Here is a 16,300-nt window from a genome sequence, read left to right as displayed (position 1 = left end):
ACCCATCCAGTGCAAGCGCTTGCACCACTCTCTGGCGGAAGTCATAACTGTAAGCTTTTGCCATAGCAGCGCACCAAGAGACGACTACCCTTAGTCTATGTCCTAGTCGAACTGGCGACAGCTATACAACCTAAACTTGCCTCCGTAGACCAGTAAGCCAGTGCATTTATGGTCTGTATAGACGGATATTGTTTGTATAACCACGACTTTCGTCGCTGGAAGTGTTACTCTCTCCCATCTTCTCGCTTCCTTCCACCTGGATAATAAGGACTGGGGATGGAGGCAATGCATGCCTTCATTCAACAACACCGTATTGGTAGCGCATCTACAAAGATGGGGTTTCGGAGATGATCGAACTGAACCCCCTACCATTCTCATACCTTAAGGAAATGGAAGGAGGCGGTAATGTATTCATGCTAGCGATCTCTGTCTTCGGTTCTGTTTTTTGAGCTTGCTGTAGCTAATAAAGCATCGGGCATTTGCTTAATCAAGACCGTACTAGAATTTATTCTGCAATTGGTTTACCCCCACCTCTCTTGAGCACAGCCATGATCACATAGTAGTAAATGGTAAAGATGACACTTACAAAGATTTGGCTACCCCAGGAGTCATGCCAAAAATCAAACCAATATTTTCCCCAATATACAGCCGCGTAGGTTACTAACATGATGCGGGGGATATTAGAGACCAGTGCGAGCATTGCGCCAATAACCATGAGCGCCATAACTTTTGGTCCACTCTGCTTGAGAAATAGCCCTAAAACCAAGCTGGCAACCACCATTGTCATCGCCATATCAAAGCCATTGCAGCCCCATCCCACCTCAACAGAACCGCTAGGTAAAGAAATGAAAATGCCATCGACTGCTGCGGGCTGACCAACTGTCCTCAAAGCAGCACCACCCGCCCACGCCATAAAGCGTTCAAGCATTTCTGGTGCTGTAAACGATCGCCAAAGCGCTCTGGAAATCTCCGCTGGTTTAGGCAATAGCCCCAGACAAATCAGAAAAATGGAAAGAGGATAGGAACTGAAAAAGCTAGCCCCCCATTGGCTACAGGCAATACCAGCCAAAATAATTGAACATACTGCTGCGGAAACTAAGGCAGAAACCATTGGTTCAGCCCAGGTCATCAACAGGCATACTGGAAAGAGCAGTACGCCGCTAATTGTTAGCATATGCCCCAGCAACTGGTCTTCTTCAAGCGCAGTTTGCTTTGTAAGCTGCTGGCGTTGCTTCCAAAGCTGCTGTGCTCCCAGAGAAATTGCTGCCATTTGCAACATCCCTGATGACGAACCCTTAAAGATGCGGAAAACTAAAATACCAAACCAAAAAAGAAGGTAACTTAGTACTACGATTAGCCCAAGCAGCACAATACGGTTATGAGTAGTTCTAAGTCCTTCTCGCAATACACGCTCTGCGACCTGCCTAATCTTCTGCCATTTCATAACCATTTTTAGCTCTTACGTGGACGTAGACCATAGCGCCCCAAACCAATTAGGGCAAAGCCAACCACAACCAGATTGCCAACGATCGCGATACCTGTTTTCAAAATGCCAGTTTTAGCATTCTCCTTAAGTGAGCCAGCTCTGGTATTGACCAGTTGCAAGGCTTTATCTAGCTGCTCAGGGGTAATTGCGGGTGTTGCCTTCGGGTTTGTCTTAGCACTTTCAATTTGCGATTGCACTTGAGATGCTTGGACATTAATATTTTTGATCGCTATATCATTTAGTGAAAAGCTATCTCGTATAACCAGAATGCATGAGAGTTGAAAAACGACACCTAGGATGAGACACAGCATCGCCAACTGTTTGCGCCACGCACGATAGTCAAGACTGCTATAAAGCAGCAAGGCTGTACCAAAAAGCAAGATGATACTGCGATCGCTCATCTGTTGCAGAAACCCTACTCGCCACTCGGCACTGTTTAAAGCGGGTGGCAATGCCAGAATTAAAATATCGACAATAAAACCTATAAGGCAGGCGATACCTACAAGTCGGCAAAGTGGTTTGGCAGAGTAAGGCGCAGCAAAATTTTGTGGAACGGAAGTAGTAGCCATAGGTGACAGATGATTGCGTCAATGATGAAAAGAGCTGTGGCAATGAATCATTAACCAATACTCCGTTGGTATTAATCAATCCGGGTATCTAGTGCAATGAGTTTGTGAAGCTTTGAAGACGCAGACCAGGTGCATCCAGTTATACAGTAAGCAAAAGTACTTATAGAAAAAGGATCAAGGATGAGGGATGAAGAGAAGCCCTTACTTAAAGGAAGTTTCAAGGTTTATGTCTGTCCTAGCGTTCTCTTCGACTGCCATAGAAAGCTGATTAGGAAGACTCATTATGCTAAAGATAATCAATTCTTTAGCTGAGGATGTCTGTTTAACAATATGGCTACGTCTAACTAACGCCAAAAGTGCTGAACTGGTTTCACCTGGCGGAAAATCTTAATAAAGTGGGCAGTCCACAGCAACGGTTGGCAACTGTGGAAGCTTTACTCTGGAAGGAAATGTGGACGGAGCGATCGAACCACTTAAGGATTAGAAGTATGAACGAATAGATAATTTCATCGCTTAGCTCAACAAGCATCGTCATCGTATTGTTAACTACAATTACTTTCAAGCAGAAGACATTTCAATTGGCTTAAGCACAATTAAATCGATCGTGCAACACGTTGGGGCACGCATTAAATTGGCAGGAGCCCAATGGAAAGCAAAAAACGTTCCTCAAGTTCTGCGACATCGTTGCGCTTATTTTTATAGACAGTTCTCAAGTTAAAACTTGCAAGACTACAATACACTCAAGCAACTTGTCTACTTGGAGACGACGATGACAATTAACCAAAACGGACTTCTTGTTCAACCAGATCAAGGTCGTTCTTACTACTTTGGTCAAGACCTCTATACCTTTAAAGCAATTGGTGAAGAGACAGGGGAAGCCTATGCTCTTTGTGAGGTTATCGTTGCACCTCAAGGCGGTACACCACCGCATCGACACAGCCGAGAAAATGAATCGTTCTATGTGCAAGATGGAGAAATTGAATTTCAGCTTGACGATCGCACCCTAGTTGCAACGGCTGGAACCTTCCTTCACTCACCCAAAGGACAGGTTCATCGATTTACCAACACGACCTCTGTCCCTGCCAAAATGTTGGTTTGGGTGACACCTGCTGGCTTTGAGAAATTTATTGCTGAAGTAGGAAAGGTGGTGAGTGGTCAAATTACATCTGCCCCACCCCTGAGCCCTGAAGACTTAGAGAAGATCCTTACCACTTCACCGAAGTACGGCATTGAGATTATTCCGCCGCCCCCTATGTAGTGACATTTATTCCTTCGTGAAGCTAATTAGTGGGAGACGGGAAGTAATTGTCGTAGTAACGCCACAAATCTTAAGCAATGACCTACTACCACCCTAGGTATAGATTAACCAAGCTCTAAGGTTAACAAGCTACTTAACCACTAAAACTATGATCTTTATCTATCGGTTCATAATGTTGCTTGATTTGCTTCATTCTAGTTTTTGTTCTTGTTAAACTTTAATAAGTAGGAGGGCTAAATTAAGCACTACTGAGAGACAAAGTTTCGACTGCGCTCAGCTCGGCTATACACAAGATTAAGAGTATTGAGCGAAGTCGAAATGCAGTTCAATAACCACGCCCAGCTACTTAGTTGTGACTAAACAGCTATCTTTGTTTTCCCAAATTTCGGTACCATTTCAGCAAGCGTTCTGGAGAAATTCCTAACAGGTAGCCAACAATTATCAGTTGGTTGATCAGCGTTGTGCGACAAACGCCCAATTTTTTCCAGCGGCGGTTTGAAGTTATTACAGCAGCAGGTGCAATCTTAATTCGTCCTCTCTGCTTTAATCGCCGCATCAGCTCAAAATCTTCCATGATCGGCAAATCTGGAAATCCACCTAGCTCTTGAAAGATGGATGCTCTTAGAAAAATAGCTTGATCACCATAGGGCATTTGGAGCAGATGCGACCTTAGCTTTACTCCCCATTCCACCCATCGCAGTGCTGGAACTGTACTGTTGATTTTTAGTTCAAACGCTCCTGCAATAATATTCGGCTTTGCCAAAGTTTGTAGAATCCAATGTTCAAAGCGTGATGGAAGATGAGTATCTGCGTGCAGAAATAGTAAAATATCACCTTTGGCAAGAGCGGCACCTAGATTCATTTGATCAGAGCGTCTTGCTGTGGAAGAAATAACCCTAACGTTCAAAGACTTGGCTAGTCTAACTGTGTCATCCCAACTTCCACCATCGACGACAATTACTTCCATACTATTGTTGTCTTGAACCGTTTTCAGAGTTTGAGCTAAGTTCTCAGCTTCATTTAGAGTTGGAATAATGATAGAAATGGTTAGATCTTTAAGTGAGGTTTTAGCCAATTTCAAACTGCTGATACTATGTGTTTCCAAATCCTTTGTTCTATCCTTAGATTCATGAGGAAATAACAAAAAAGCCTTAAATTTATTGGTAAAGGGATTCAAAGATATTGCATGGTCAACGTTGCATAAGAGCGCTTCTAAGCAGAGTAGAGGGGCACTGAACGACTTAGTGACTGTTAGCGTAATAACCCTCTTTTTGGCTCAACCCAGAACTCATATTAACTGCTAACTTTCTCTACCTATGCCTTACGCACGATTCAAGCGATGTAAATTGTAACAGCTACGGTTGCAATGAAGCTGATGATACTAATTGCCCATTGAACCGGGGGATTGTGGGTTGATTTTCGGTGCCGATTCTAGCGAGAACGTCTGCTAAGGAGCCGATGTAACGTACATGATTGTACCGGGACTCATATCGATCGAACCCAGCGCCTAGTCTTTTGACGAAACGCCCGTAATGCCAAAGGTCTAATTCAACAAATTGAATGGGCAAATGGGGAAAAGACGATCGTTGCCACAATATAAATGGCTAATAAAAGCAATGCTATCTACTGCATCGGTTTGAAGCCGTTCTAAACATGGACTGTATTCCAGATAGGGCCTGGAATGCTTAAATCTCGTCGATTTTAGACACACATGTAGAGCGACAAATTGTTTGTCCACTTCGACAGATTATTTGTCAAAAACAGAAACTGGCTGGAATCCCCTTATATCAGTATTCTCACCCTCAGGTCAGCCTCAAAAGCATAAGCAGCAGGGAGCGACACATTCGATGTCCTTTCTTAAGTTTTGCGACATAATCTTTGTCAATTTTTTAGTGCACTGATATAGTATTTGTGTACTATTTGCATTCGTTCATGTCCGCCCGTTTAACAGAATTTGAAATCCCATTGGATGACGACTTGTTCATAGCGCAAGAAGCTTATGAGGATCTGACAGAGGAACTATTTGATGAGCTTTCAGGTGGGCAGGACTCAAGATTCTCTGTAGAAGATAAACCTGTTGAATTCCTTGATCAAAGATTCGTAGAGGATGAAGAACTCAGGCTCTCTGGGGAACAGCGGCTCAAGCTAGAAATCATTCGCAGCTTACGAGAACCTTGTGATCGCCTGTCCTACGGCAAGAAGTTACGAGAAGCCGCCAAGAAGCTGGGCAAGTCTGAACGAACAGTCAGACGGTTAATCAAGGACTGGGAGAATGCTGGTCTAGCCGTATTAGAACCTCATGTCAGAGCTGACAAGGGCCAGCCACGTAAGAGTGAATACTGGTATGACTTCAGCGTCAAAACTTATAAAGCTGGTAATCGGGGTAGCGATCGCATGACCCGTACCCAAGCGGCTGAAGCCGTAAAAGTACAGGCTTATGAGTTAGCTAAGAAAGAATTAAAGCCTGAAATTACTGCACTAGAGTCACAGGGCTTAGAAGGTGAAGCGCTAGATCAGTCCGTTGGCAAGCTGATTGCTGCCAGAGAGAAAGGAGAAGGCTTTTGGTACTGGAAGAAGTATGGTAGACCGCCCAGCACAAGGACTGTAGAACGTTGGCTAAAGCCAGTTGAGGAGAAAAGGTATCAAGCAAAAAGCAGCCGTAGTCCGGGTTGGCATAGCTCTGAATCTGTCCTGAATACACGAGACGGACAGCAGATTGCGGTGAAGGAGAGTAATCAGGTTTGGCAGACGGACCATACAAAAGCTGACATTCTTCTCGTTGATGAAGAGGGCGAGGAAATTGGCCGTCCTTATCTCACCACCGTGATCGATTGTTACTCTCGCTGCATTGTGGGCATTCGTTTAGGACTGGCGGCACCTAGCTCTCAGGTTGTTGCTTTGGCGCTACGTAATGCAATTTTGCCCAAGCGGTATGGTCCTGAATACGAACTGCGCTGCAAGTGGCATTGCTACGGAGTACCCAAATATCTTTTCACAGACCAGGGCAAGGACTTTCGCTCCAAGCATTTGGTGGAATGGATTGCTGAGCAACTGGACTTTGAACCCATTTTACGGCAGAAGCCTTCAGACGGTGGCATTGTCGAGCGTCCTTTTAGAACCCTGAGTGGTCTTCTATCACAGATACCAGGGTATACCGGATCGAATGTGCAAGACCGTCCGGAGGGAGCAGAAGCTAAAGCTTGTGTATCACTTCTAGAGCTAGAGAGACTCATTGTTGGCTACATTGTCGATCACTATAATCAGAAGCCAGATGCTCGTAGCCAAGCGAATCCCTTGACACCGACGCAGAGTCGGATGCAGCGCTGGGAAAAAGGACTGCGAACAACGCCAACCCTGCTGCAAGAAAGAGAATTAGATATCTGTCTTATGAAGGCAACCGAACGGGTTGTCTATGACAACGGCTATCTGAACTTTGCGGGCTTACGCTACAAGGGCGAAAATCTGGGCGCATTTGCCGGACAACGCATACTGCTGCGCTATGACCCCAGAGATATCACACTGGTGTTGGTTTACAGCCGGCAAAATAACTTGGAAAAATTCTTGGCTCGTGCCTATGCCGTAGGTTTAGAAGCCGAACGACTGTCCTTAGAAGAGGTCAAACATGCTCGTAAGAAGGCTGAAAAAAGTGGCAAGGGCATTAATAACATTTCGATCGTGGAAGAGGTCATTCGCCGCCGCAATTTCTTGAAGCAGAAAACTAAAAAGAGTAAGGCAGAGCGACGGAAAGCAGAGCAAGAGCGGGTTGAGCCTAAGCCGCAACGGTTTGAAGAAGAGAAGGTAGAACGAGTGGAACGGCTTTCGACCCAGCTTGAGCTTGAGACAGAAGTGATTGAAAGAGTAGATTTGCGATCGTTACGAGAGGAGTTGGGGCTGTAGATATGACCACTGAAGCAGTACAACAAGAAATTGAGCGTCTCAGAAATCCGGATATCCTCCAGTTAGAGCAGGTTAAGCGGTTCAGCACCTGGTTGGACGATCGCCGGAAACTTGGTCAACCCGGTCGAGCCGTCGGTAATACTGGACTTGGAAAAACATCCGCTGCCATTTTTTACACCTTTCGCAATCGAGCTAGCAATCAGCCGCATCAAAGCCCGACAGTGCCCGTGCTCTATCTTGAAATCCGAGGCGGTTCCTGTAGCCCCATCCTTCTCTTTGAACTCATTCTTAAAACTCTGAAGCACAAGGCAACCGGCGGGAATGAAAATCAACTCAGAAAACGAGCTTGGGACAAGTTGAGGCAGTGCAAAGTGGAAGTGCTCATTATTGATGAGTCCCATCGTCTTCAGTTCAAGTCTCTTCCTGATGTCACAGACTTACATAAGGAATTGGGTATTCTACCCATTTTGATTGGCACGAGTAGTCGTTTGGACACATTGCTGAGTAAGGATGAGCAGGTAGCCAGCCGCTTTGCTTGCTACTTCAATTTTGAAGAACTCGCAGGCAATAACTTCAGAAAGACCGTCAAGATTTGGGAACAGGAGATTCTGAGGCTGCCAGAACCTTCCAACATGGCGACGAATGACGACATCATCACCTTATTGCAGGAAAAGACGAGCGGGCAGTTAAGGTTACTGGATCAAATTCTGAGGAATGCTGCCATCAAAGCACTGGAGTCAGGTGTGAAGAAGATTGACAAAGCGCTCCTGGACAGTATTGAAGGGGATTATTCGTTGGTAGCTTCTTAACATGGAACTCTATGATTTTGAACCCTGGATCAATGTTGTCGTACCGTACTCAGGCGAAAGCATGAGTCATTTTTTAGGGCGCTTTGAACGATCGAACCAGTGGACGAGCTACCAAATTGGACGAGTGACTGGCATAGGAGGCGTTACTGCCCGTTGGAAAAAGCTGTACCTGAACCCTTTTCCAAGCCAGGAAGAGTTAGAGGCTTTGGCAAAGGTTGTGGACTTGAGCGTAGAAGACTTGCGATCGCTCCTACCTTCCAGGGATGCGACCATGCGACCTCGCCCCATTCGTCTTTGTGCCGCGTGTTATGTCGAGGAGGCATCGCACAGAATTGAGTGGCAATTGAAGTCGGTTACTGCTTGCGATCGTCATCAGCTCCGTCTCCTTGAGAAGTGCCCTCAGTGCAGAAAGCCCTTAGCAATTCCTGCTCTCTGGGAAGATGGAGCCTGCTCTCACTGTTCTACGCCGTTTGCCGAGATGGTGAAGCAACAAGGGGGCAGCAAAAAGTAAATTCTCAGCGCAGTGATTTACCCTTGCGATTTCAGTGCGATCGCCATCAACTCCGTCTCCTCTCGGAATGGACTAATTGTGGTGAGCGATTCAAGACTCCTGTCCTTTAGATGAAAGGATACTGTTATAACTGCCAGATGATGTTTACGGAAATGAGGAAGTATCAGAAGGGGAGGTAGGGATTGTCATCAGCTTCATCTGCTTACAGATGTTTATTTCCTTTGGTTACAAGGGGAGCCTGAGGGAGAAAGGAGGTAAAGCCGGATCGTCAATAACAAAGGCTTAAGTTTTGATCAAGAGATCGCAGTAACAGAATAAAGTCAACCAAGATGGGTAAAACTGCCATGAAGAACTGTCCCTAGGAGCCAATCGGATTTGGAGCAATCATCGCCTCAAGAAAATAGCACCGAGCGGGAAGCCCCAAACCCTAGGGAAACAGATAGTGGGGAACTGATTTCAGTTGCTTCAAAACCTGATGCTCCGATTATCTTTGCCCAGGTTAAGAGTGAGGTATACGCAACTGCCATCTCACCTGATGGAAGACGAGTCGTCGCTGGATTGAACAATGGCAGCCTTAAACTGTTTGATTTAATCAGCGGTAGCTCCATTGGTCAACCGTTGCAGGGGCATGAAAACAGCGTCAGGTCGGTGGCGTTCGCCCCGGATGGTCAAACCATTGTCTCCGGTAGTGCGGACAAGACGATTCGCTTGTGGAGCCTCAATGGTACCCCCATCGGTCAACCCTGGCGGGGGCATGAGAAAAGCGTCATGTCGGTGGCGTTCGCCCCAGATGGTCAAACCATTGTCTCCGGTAGTGCGGACAAGACGATTCGCTTGTGGAGCCTCAATGGTACCCCCATCGGTCAACCCTGGCGGGGGCATGAAAACAGCGTCATGTCGGTGGCGTTCGCCCCGGATGGTCAAGCCATTGTCTCCGGTAGTGCGGACAAGACGATTCGCTTGTGGAGCCTCAATGGTACCCCCATCGGTCAACCCTGGCGGGGGCATGAAAACAGCATCTGGTCGGTGGCGTTCGCCCCGGATGGTCAAACCATTGTCTCCGGCAGTATAGACGGGACGATTCGCTTGTGGAGCCTCAAGGGTACCCCCATCGGTCAACCGTTACGGGGGCATGAATACAGCGTCATGTCGGTGGCGTTCGCCCCAGATGGTCAAACCATTGTCTCCGGCAGTATAGACGGGACGATTCGCTTGTGGAGCCTCAAGGGTACCCCCATCGGTCAACCGTTGCGGGGACATGAATACAGCATGTCGGTGGCGTTCGCCCCAGATGGTCAAACCATTGTTTCCGGTAGTGCGGACAAGACGATTCGCTTGTGGGCATCACCTCATGCCATTTTTGGTAAACCAATTCGTAACCTTGCTGACCGCAGTAGACAAATCTCGATTCCTCAGAGCGTTGCCAATGATTTAGCTCAGGGCAAAGATCAGCTGAATGTTAAAGACGAGATTGAGGCACTGGCTACGGTGCTAATGCTGCGTAGCCTGCGCCCGCCTGTTGCAATTGGGATTTTGGGCAGTTGGGGCAGCGGTAAATCGTTTGGCATGTACCTGATCCGGCAGCGAGTTAACGAAATTCGCCGTCAAAAGCTCACCCTTTCTGAAGCATGGGGCACTCCAGAGACCCCAACCCGTACAGAAATTACCTCTCCGTATGTCGGACATATTTATCAAATTGAGTTCAATGCCTGGACTTATGCCAAGTCCGATCTTTGGGCAAGCCTGATGCAGGAGATCTTCTATGAGTTGAACCGTCAAATTAGCTTAGAGCGGCAGCTTGGGCATATCCTAAGTGAGTCTCGATCATCGTCTACCCAAGCAGCGCCGACCCCTGACTTACCAAACACTCCACCAAAGAGATTGGTCGATCAATTTATTTATACGCCCCTTACCGAAACAAAAGACTATCTTTTCAAATTCATCAAACACATCCGTGAGCAACTTATCACACTGATCCAAAGCATTCTCAATCTCTGGACTGTTCAAATAATTTTACATATCATCCTCCTCTTTACCGTTGTTGTCTTTATTATCATTGTTTGGCTTGTAGCGTTACTCAGCAAGATTCTAGAGCTACTAGCCAAGCTATTTGATAACCTCATAAGTAAAAAACCTACTTTCTTTTCAAAGTTATCCAAAGCCTTCGACGTAACTCGTGATTGGTTTACTAAGCAAACTGTAATTAAGTTTTTAGTAAGCGTATTTATAGAGATCAGTGAGTGGCTTGTGCAACAAACTACAAACTATTATTTCCCAAGCGACTTAAGACCATCCAATGGATTCTTGCCCGAAAACGTTGAATTAGTCCTGGAATACATTCTGTTTTTTCTCTTTGTTGGCTTTCCCAAACGCTTGAGTGATAGACGGCAATATTGGCAGCAAATCAGCAAACAATCTGCCTCTGAGCCAGCGACGCCTCAAGACTCAGCGGCTCGCTCTGAGCTAAACTCAGACTCCAGAGCCTTTAGTCAAGCTTTACGGGAGGGAGGAGACTTTTGGCAGGTGCTTTATTTAATGAACGAGGAAGAACGCACTGCTTTCCTCAAAGCCAACCTGAAACCCGATCAGTTTAAGCATTGGAAAACTCTAACCTCCAGTGCCGAAATTTCTAACTCCCTCTGGAAAGCCCTCGACAAAATTAAGCAAGAAGAGCAGGAACTGTTTAAGCAAAACGAAAAAACGCTGCAAGACAAAGAGAAAGAGCTTCAGCGCCGACTCAAAAGCGCCGAGGCAGGCGTCGACCAGCAGGTCTCTCAGCGCACCTTCACAGCCCTATGGACTCCTCTAATTAATGCGGTGGCTCGGCTGCGGTTCCCTAGTGACAAAATCGAAGAATTTGTAGCAGCAGGTGAAACGGGCAAAATGCTGCGCCAAACCATTACCAGTTGGCAAGGCTTACTCGCGCTGTTCTTCATGACCTTGTTGATTGTGCTGTCGCTAGATGCTGAAAGCCGAGTGGCTCTAATCACGTCAGTTCAAACCCTCCTAGACAAGTCAGGGCTGGCAACCCAGTTTCAACACCATCTGCCAATCAGGGTTAAAAACACCTTCACCTCGCTACGCGATACCCTCCTGACTGAGCTAAAACATCTGCCCCAATCCGTCAAAAACCTACAAACCAAAATTCCAGCAGGCGTTAAGGTTCTTACTGCCATCGCCGCTACTGTTACCGCCCTGATTCCCGTCTGCAAAGCTCTGGGTGAGTACATCAAATCAGTTCAGAAAGAACAGGCACGCATCCAGAGCGAACGCGACACCTTGCTAAAACAAGAGTAGGGCAAAGCTGAGGGACTCGTTAAAGAAGTCGCCCAGCTCAAGCTCCAGGTGGCAGAACAGCGACAGCGGGCAGGGCTAACCGCCAACTATGCCTCGCTGATTGATTTTGTTAACGCTCGTCTCGGTGGCGACGACTACGGTAAACATCTGGGGCTAATGCAGCAAGTCAGGCAAGACCTGGCTGCTCTGTCTGATCGCCTCACCGATAGCTCCCACAACCACAGGGAATTGGAAAAGTGCTTTCCGCGTGGTCCCGCCCGCGTCATTCTCTACATTGATGATTTAGACCGCTGCCCCCCCAAGCGAGTGGTAGAAGTCTTAGAAGCTGTTCAGCTTCTGCTCAACACCAAGTTGTTCATCGTTGTGCTGGGCATTGACGATCGCTACATTGCCCGTGCCCTAGAGCAAGTCTATCAGGGTGTACTCAAACGCGGCGGTAAACCGTCGGGGATAGACTATCTCGAAAAAATCATCCAGATTCCCTACCGAATGCGTCCTCTCTCTCCTGCAACGGTTGATGGCTATCTCCGTTCCCAACTGAAACTTGGCCGTTCCGCTCCAACCGCTCATGCCCAACAGCCACAACAATCCTCTGCAACGCTTAACGGCTCACTTCAACCATTACTTGTTGATGCAGATTCTGATGGACACGGCAAAAGCCAGGAAAGGACGGCTCCTGCAATAGCCCAAACCGATTCCTTAGAATCACCTGCCTCATCTGACCCCTCTCTCGCCCCTAACCAAACAATTCAACAGATTGTGGAGTCAATTCCTCTAGAGTCTCAGTCTGAAAACTCAGAAGTTCAACAATTTGAACGAATCTCAGATGAAATCATACCTGTTGAGCGATCGCCAGACCTAACAAACTCCTCACAAGTCCCCACTACTCAAACCACAGCAGTACCGCTACCCCCACATCCCTCCGCTACAAATTCAGCAACCTATCTGGAAACGATCGCCGAGATCACCGAATTTGACGAGACAGAATTCAAGCTTTTAGTGGACTGTTGCAGGCATGTGGATATTACTCCCCGCACCGCCAAACGGTTAATTAACATTTATAAAATTCTGCAAATTATCTGGTCAACTCGGAGTCAAAAAACACCTCCACAGCCCCCGCCCACTGATCAAGATAAGCGAGTGGTTATGTCCTTTCTGGCACTCTCAGGTCGGCATCCCAGCCTCATGCGTAACCTGTTTGAAGAAATTGACTTCCAACTTGAAGAGAACGCATCAGATGGGGCTTACAAGCTGAACTTTGATGAGCTTCTTAAAGCAATCCACCCTCAATCTGCAACAGATGACTTCCATGCTCAGCGAGAATGGCGCAGATTTGAAGGCGATATCAAACGGATGCTCATTGATCCCCAGCCAACCGATGACCAAATAACCGAACTATCCATCGATCGCCCTACATTTGATCTAATGCTCTCTTTTTGCTTTGTTGGTGATATCGGCTACGACCCAGACGATTACCAATCAAATCCTCAGCCCAACAGCGTTTCTAAAAATCAGGAGTCGTTGCTCTTATAAGCTCTGCCACAGTAAGGACAGAACCGAAATTTCAGAGAAGCGATCGGTTCCTTGCAACTTCCACAACGATCGCGCAACTGACATCCACAGGCAAAGCAATATTTGGAGCGAGCGCTTGTCCACATCGGATCTGGGGGCGTCCCCGGCACCCAACAGTTGGGACAGAACTTGAGGGAGGCGATCGCCTCTACCGCCACTCCCTTGCAAACAGCATCCAGATACTCCACAGGGACACTCAGGGCATGAGCCAAGCTACTTTTGGGCGTTTGCTTCAACCGGGTGGTCTGCCCCCGCTCGATTTTGCCTACACTCTGTAAGTGAAGCCCTGCTCGCTCTGCCAGTTCCTTCTGACTCAGCCCCAGGCTAATCCGTACCCGCCTGACATAATTTGCCAGAGTTTCTTCAGGGTTTGGAGCCAGTTCTGGCTGTAAAAGCGGCATTAAAGTATACGTAAATCTATTTCCCTTAAGACTATATTATTTCTTCAATTTCGCTGTCATTTTGAGTACCCTCATCAAAGTAAATGACTACTTCACTGGCTACAGTCACAACCGCCTTTTTGCAGCGTCCCGGTTTAGCTCGTACGACCTTGCGTTCCTATGAATCCACGCTGATGCCCCTACTGCAAGAGTATGGGCGATCGCCCATTGAAATCTTGACTCGTCAAGCGTTACAGGACTATCTCAACAATCTGACCAAGATTTCCTACACCACCCATCATCGTCATCAAGCCATTATCCAGGCGTTGTTTAACTTTGCCGTGGAGCAGGGGTATCTGAAAGCGAATCCGATCGCCCAACTGAAGCGCTGTAAACCGGACCAGGCAAAAGGCGAACATCGCAGCGATACCGTCATTCGTTACCTGGCTCCTGAACAACTTGTGGTTTTATATCAGGTCGTCGCCTCTGATTTGCGGCTGAATGCCCTGGTGCATCTCCTGCATCACACAGGTGCAAGAATTGCGGAAATCCTGGCGCTTGACCTGCAAGACCTGAATCTGGAGCAACGAAAGTTTCAGGTGATTGGCAAAGGGAACAAGCAACGCTGGTGTTTCTATAGCGAGGATGCAGCACAGGCTTTAGAACGCTACTGTCGCTATCAAAGGCACGCCAACAGTGTGGCATTGTTTACAGCACAGCAACCTTTTACGCTGGAAGTCAGCCGTTTGAGCTACCGCATGGGACATCAAGATTGGACTAACCTCATTGCCCAAGAACCCATGCTGAAAGGCGTGCGGATTCACGACCTGCGCCACACCTTTGCTACCGAACGAGTAGGGTTGATGGGCATTGAGGAACTTAGAGCTTTGATGGGACACCAGAACATTCAGACGACTTTGCGCTACCAAAAGGTAACATCACAGCGAGCAGAAACGGTTGCCAAGAAAGCGTTTAAATCGCTAGCTAAAAAGTGATTGAAGAAGTGTACATATAGCACTTATTTGTTTTGTTAGACCTTTTAGTGCAGAGTATAGTTGGTACTCTGCATCAGCAAAGTGAGTGTTGAGATCAGAAGCTGCTCACCCTTCATGCGGCTGTTGGGCTGAATCAGGAGCAGTATCAAACATGATGTCGTAGTGCAAGTTTGGAGTCTGTTGACGCAGGATGCGTAAATGAGCCTCGGCATCATTCCGGCGACGAAAACGAACCACTACACGTTGCTGCATATTGGACAGTAAGCGAACGATGCACCAGGGGTGGAGCTGTTGGTGATACGTCATGCTCCTCTCCTGTCGCTAGTGGCAGCAAGGCTGTTGAGTGCACGATCGATGACTCCTAGAAGGTGAGAAGCACTACTATCAGGGGGATGTAGTGACCAAGCAGCAATAGGAGCAGGTTGGTAAGCCAGGTAGTAGGCTTTGCCGTTGTTGTGATGAATCACCCACACTGCCTTTCGGGGTAGTTTCTGGATGCGATCGCCCTGCTCTACTAAAGCAGACCAGATCAGTTTGATTTCTACGATCACTTGTTGACCCTCGTTCACCCTGAATGCCTCTCAGTGATTGGATGCCGTCAAAAACTGAAGCCACCCTACAAAGAAGGTGGCAGCTCAAAACAGGTCAGGGTGCTATTGACACGCTAGAAGTCAGGTGCTTTTGTCTCCTGATGGAGTGACACAGAGGGTAGAACGGAGGTCTTCAGGGATTTGCTCAAAGTGTTCTAGCAGGAAGTCCATAAGAGCAAGGTGGCGGAGGTCGCTTGGGGTGGGGCGACGATAGCTGCGACCGCGACGAAACCAACAGCGCACGGTAGAAGTAGAGCGAGAACAGATCGCCGCGATCGCTTCCTGGCTGACGTGCCACTTGGCGTAGAAGGTCTGGGGTGTCATACCAAGCTGGCAATAGCTGTAGCGGTCAATCAGGTTCTGTTCTCGGTCACTTAGAGAACGGGGATTCATAAGGACTCCTCCGCTTCCAAGGGTTCAAGGTCGTCTTCCCAAGCGATGTCAGCCTGCACCCAGGCAGCACTGGGGGAGTCGGGATCGAGCCAAATGAGGTAGCACCAGTGCCAACAACAGCGGTGAGGAGCAAAGCTGTAAAATCTGCCGACCGCGATGCCCCAGTCAGTGAGTTCCCCATTGGAAAGCCAGCGGAGGCGATCGCCGTAGAGAAAGCGGGGCACTTCGACATCAGGAAAGTTAGCGGGTAAGTCGCTCATAGCAAAGTCAGACACGGCTGACTGATAGCCTGCTGGATAAGGTCTTGGAGGTGAGATGAGCAGTTCAAGGGCGCGATCAGGTGAAGCGGGGTTGCACTCTTGCTCAGTGGAATTGAGAGGTTTGGACATATATCGGTGAGCAGGTTAATCAAGTACAGTAGCAGGCATGGGTAAACCAACTGCGTACATCGTCTAAGGTAATCTGCCCTAAGCCTTGTGCAATGGCTTGATGTAAGGTTGCAGCGGTACGAGCTTCAGCCTCTCTAAGGAACTCCTTCAACTT

General features: G+C 47.6%; 15 protein-coding genes and 2 pseudogenes. 8 read left to right on the top strand and 9 right to left on the bottom strand.

Translation table 11 applies throughout. The annotated features are described in order from the left end of the window. Nucleotides 1-505: 505 nt before the first annotated feature. Together crtC and H6F76_RS00865 are read right to left on the bottom strand one after the other, a co-directional pair. Nucleotides 506-1,444, bottom strand: a complete 939-nt coding sequence (gene crtC / locus H6F76_RS00870) for a cyanoexosortase C (protein ID WP_242036459.1) — start codon at nt 1,442-1,444, stop codon at nt 506-508. A gap of 8 nt (nt 1,445-1,452) precedes the next feature. Further along, nucleotides 1,453-2,055 carry an HpsJ family protein gene (locus tag H6F76_RS00865; RefSeq protein ID WP_190505120.1) on the bottom strand — a complete coding sequence of 201 codons (603 nt, stop codon included), beginning with the start codon at nt 2,053-2,055 and terminating at the stop codon, nt 1,453-1,455. Between the two features lie 318 nt (nt 2,056-2,373). Here H6F76_RS00865 and H6F76_RS30145 point away from each other — a divergent pair. Together H6F76_RS30145 and H6F76_RS00860 are read left to right on the top strand one after the other, a co-directional pair. Further along, nucleotides 2,374-2,773: pseudogene (locus H6F76_RS30145) on the top strand (ISKra4 family transposase); the annotation flags it as partial. A gap of 51 nt (nt 2,774-2,824) precedes the next feature. Further along, entirely contained in the window at nt 2,825-3,313 is a 489-nt protein-coding gene (locus H6F76_RS00860) for a cupin domain-containing protein (RefSeq protein ID WP_190505118.1), read from the top strand. A 364-nt stretch (nt 3,314-3,677) separates the two neighbouring features. Here the strand turns inward: H6F76_RS00860 and H6F76_RS00855 are convergent, their stop codons facing one another. Then, nucleotides 3,678-4,490, bottom strand: a complete 813-nt coding sequence (locus H6F76_RS00855) for a TIGR04283 family arsenosugar biosynthesis glycosyltransferase (protein ID WP_242036457.1) — start codon at nt 4,488-4,490, stop codon at nt 3,678-3,680. A gap of 155 nt (nt 4,491-4,645) precedes the next feature. Further along, a pseudogene (locus tag H6F76_RS31270) lies at nt 4,646-4,895 on the bottom strand (TVP38/TMEM64 family protein); the annotation flags it as partial. A gap of 350 nt (nt 4,896-5,245) precedes the next feature. On the opposite strand from H6F76_RS31270, the gene H6F76_RS00850 reads away from it, so the two are divergent. The 5 genes from H6F76_RS00850 (at nt 5,246) to H6F76_RS00830 (ending at nt 13,360) form a co-directional block, all read left to right on the top strand. Beyond that, entirely contained in the window at nt 5,246-7,210 is a 1,965-nt protein-coding gene (locus tag H6F76_RS00850; RefSeq protein ID WP_190505116.1) for a Mu transposase C-terminal domain-containing protein, read from the top strand. A gap of 2 nt (nt 7,211-7,212) precedes the next feature. Next, the gene (locus tag H6F76_RS00845) at nt 7,213-8,019 is read left to right on the top strand and encodes a TniB family NTP-binding protein (protein ID WP_190505114.1); all 807 of its coding nucleotides are present in this window, start codon (nt 7,213-7,215) and stop codon (nt 8,017-8,019) included. A gap of 1 nt (nt 8,020) precedes the next feature. Then, the gene (locus H6F76_RS00840; RefSeq protein ID WP_190505112.1) at nt 8,021-8,530 is read left to right on the top strand and encodes a TniQ family protein; all 510 of its coding nucleotides are present in this window, start codon (nt 8,021-8,023) and stop codon (nt 8,528-8,530) included. Between the two features lie 375 nt (nt 8,531-8,905). Then, nucleotides 8,906-11,827 (top strand): WD40 repeat domain-containing protein, encoded by a 2,922-nt coding sequence (locus H6F76_RS00835; protein WP_199321841.1) that lies wholly within the window; start codon nt 8,906-8,908, stop codon nt 11,825-11,827. Nucleotides 11,828-11,875: 48 nt separating this feature from the next. Next, nucleotides 11,876-13,360: a P-loop NTPase fold protein gene (locus H6F76_RS00830; RefSeq protein WP_190505110.1), complete on the top strand. Its 1,485-nt coding sequence runs from the start codon at nt 11,876-11,878 to the stop codon at nt 13,358-13,360. On the opposite strand, the gene H6F76_RS00825 is transcribed toward H6F76_RS00830, so the two are convergent. Beyond that, nucleotides 13,339-13,800 (bottom strand): helix-turn-helix domain-containing protein, encoded by a 462-nt coding sequence (locus H6F76_RS00825; RefSeq protein ID WP_190505108.1) that lies wholly within the window; start codon nt 13,798-13,800, stop codon nt 13,339-13,341. The genes H6F76_RS00830 and H6F76_RS00825 overlap by 22 nt on opposite strands. An 83-nt stretch (nt 13,801-13,883) precedes the next feature. Here H6F76_RS00825 and H6F76_RS00820 point away from each other — a divergent pair, with 83 nt between their 5' ends. Further along, nucleotides 13,884-14,774 carry a tyrosine-type recombinase/integrase gene (locus H6F76_RS00820; RefSeq protein ID WP_190505106.1) on the top strand — a complete coding sequence of 297 codons (891 nt, stop codon included), beginning with the start codon at nt 13,884-13,886 and terminating at the stop codon, nt 14,772-14,774. A 105-nt stretch (nt 14,775-14,879) separates the two neighbouring features. Here the strand turns inward: H6F76_RS00820 and H6F76_RS00815 are convergent, their stop codons facing one another. The 4 genes from H6F76_RS00815 to H6F76_RS00800 all read right to left on the bottom strand — a co-directional run bounded on the left by H6F76_RS00815 (nt 14,880) and on the right by H6F76_RS00800 (nt 16,146). Continuing rightward, entirely contained in the window at nt 14,880-15,080 is a 201-nt protein-coding gene (locus H6F76_RS00815; RefSeq protein WP_190505104.1) for a hypothetical protein, read from the bottom strand. Then, nucleotides 15,077-15,343, bottom strand: a complete 267-nt coding sequence (locus tag H6F76_RS00810; protein ID WP_190505102.1) for a hypothetical protein — start codon at nt 15,341-15,343, stop codon at nt 15,077-15,079. Before H6F76_RS00810 ends, H6F76_RS00815 begins: the two co-directional genes overlap by 4 nt. A 102-nt stretch (nt 15,344-15,445) precedes the next feature. Continuing rightward, nucleotides 15,446-15,757, bottom strand: a complete 312-nt coding sequence (locus H6F76_RS00805; protein ID WP_190505100.1) for a helix-turn-helix domain-containing protein — start codon at nt 15,755-15,757, stop codon at nt 15,446-15,448. Continuing rightward, on the bottom strand, nt 15,754-16,146 hold the full coding sequence (locus tag H6F76_RS00800; RefSeq protein WP_242036456.1) for a hypothetical protein: 393 nt from the start codon (nt 16,144-16,146) through the stop codon (nt 15,754-15,756). The genes H6F76_RS00805 and H6F76_RS00800 overlap by 4 nt, the downstream gene beginning before the upstream one ends. Between the last annotated feature and the right edge of the window lie 154 nt (nt 16,147-16,300).

This window comes from Leptolyngbya sp. FACHB-321, from assembly GCF_014695975.1.
GTDB lineage: Bacteria > Cyanobacteriota > Cyanobacteriia > Leptolyngbyales > Leptolyngbyaceae > Stenomitos.
This window is presented reverse-complemented; position numbering and strand designations above follow the sequence as displayed.

Coding starts and splice junctions, on each gene's coding strand:
- H6F76_RS00800 (WP_242036456.1), bottom strand. CDS start 16,146: ATGTCCAAACCTCTCAATTCCACTGAGCAAGAGTGCAACCCCGCTTCA.
- H6F76_RS00840 (WP_190505112.1), top strand. CDS start 8,021: ATGGAACTCTATGATTTTGAACCCTGGATCAATGTTGTCGTACCGTAC.
- crtC (WP_242036459.1), bottom strand. CDS start 1,444: ATGAAATGGCAGAAGATTAGGCAGGTCGCAGAGCGTGTATTGCGAGAA.
- H6F76_RS00865 (WP_190505120.1), bottom strand. CDS start 2,055: ATGGCTACTACTTCCGTTCCACAAAATTTTGCTGCGCCTTACTCTGCC.
- H6F76_RS00850 (WP_190505116.1), top strand. CDS start 5,246: ATGTCCGCCCGTTTAACAGAATTTGAAATCCCATTGGATGACGACTTG.
- H6F76_RS00820 (WP_190505106.1), top strand. CDS start 13,884: ATGACTACTTCACTGGCTACAGTCACAACCGCCTTTTTGCAGCGTCCC.
- H6F76_RS00805 (WP_190505100.1), bottom strand. CDS start 15,757: ATGAATCCCCGTTCTCTAAGTGACCGAGAACAGAACCTGATTGACCGC.
- H6F76_RS00825 (WP_190505108.1), bottom strand. CDS start 13,800: ATGCCGCTTTTACAGCCAGAACTGGCTCCAAACCCTGAAGAAACTCTG.
- H6F76_RS00860 (WP_190505118.1), top strand. CDS start 2,825: ATGACAATTAACCAAAACGGACTTCTTGTTCAACCAGATCAAGGTCGT.
- H6F76_RS00815 (WP_190505104.1), bottom strand. CDS start 15,080: ATGACGTATCACCAACAGCTCCACCCCTGGTGCATCGTTCGCTTACTG.
- H6F76_RS00845 (WP_190505114.1), top strand. CDS start 7,213: ATGACCACTGAAGCAGTACAACAAGAAATTGAGCGTCTCAGAAATCCG.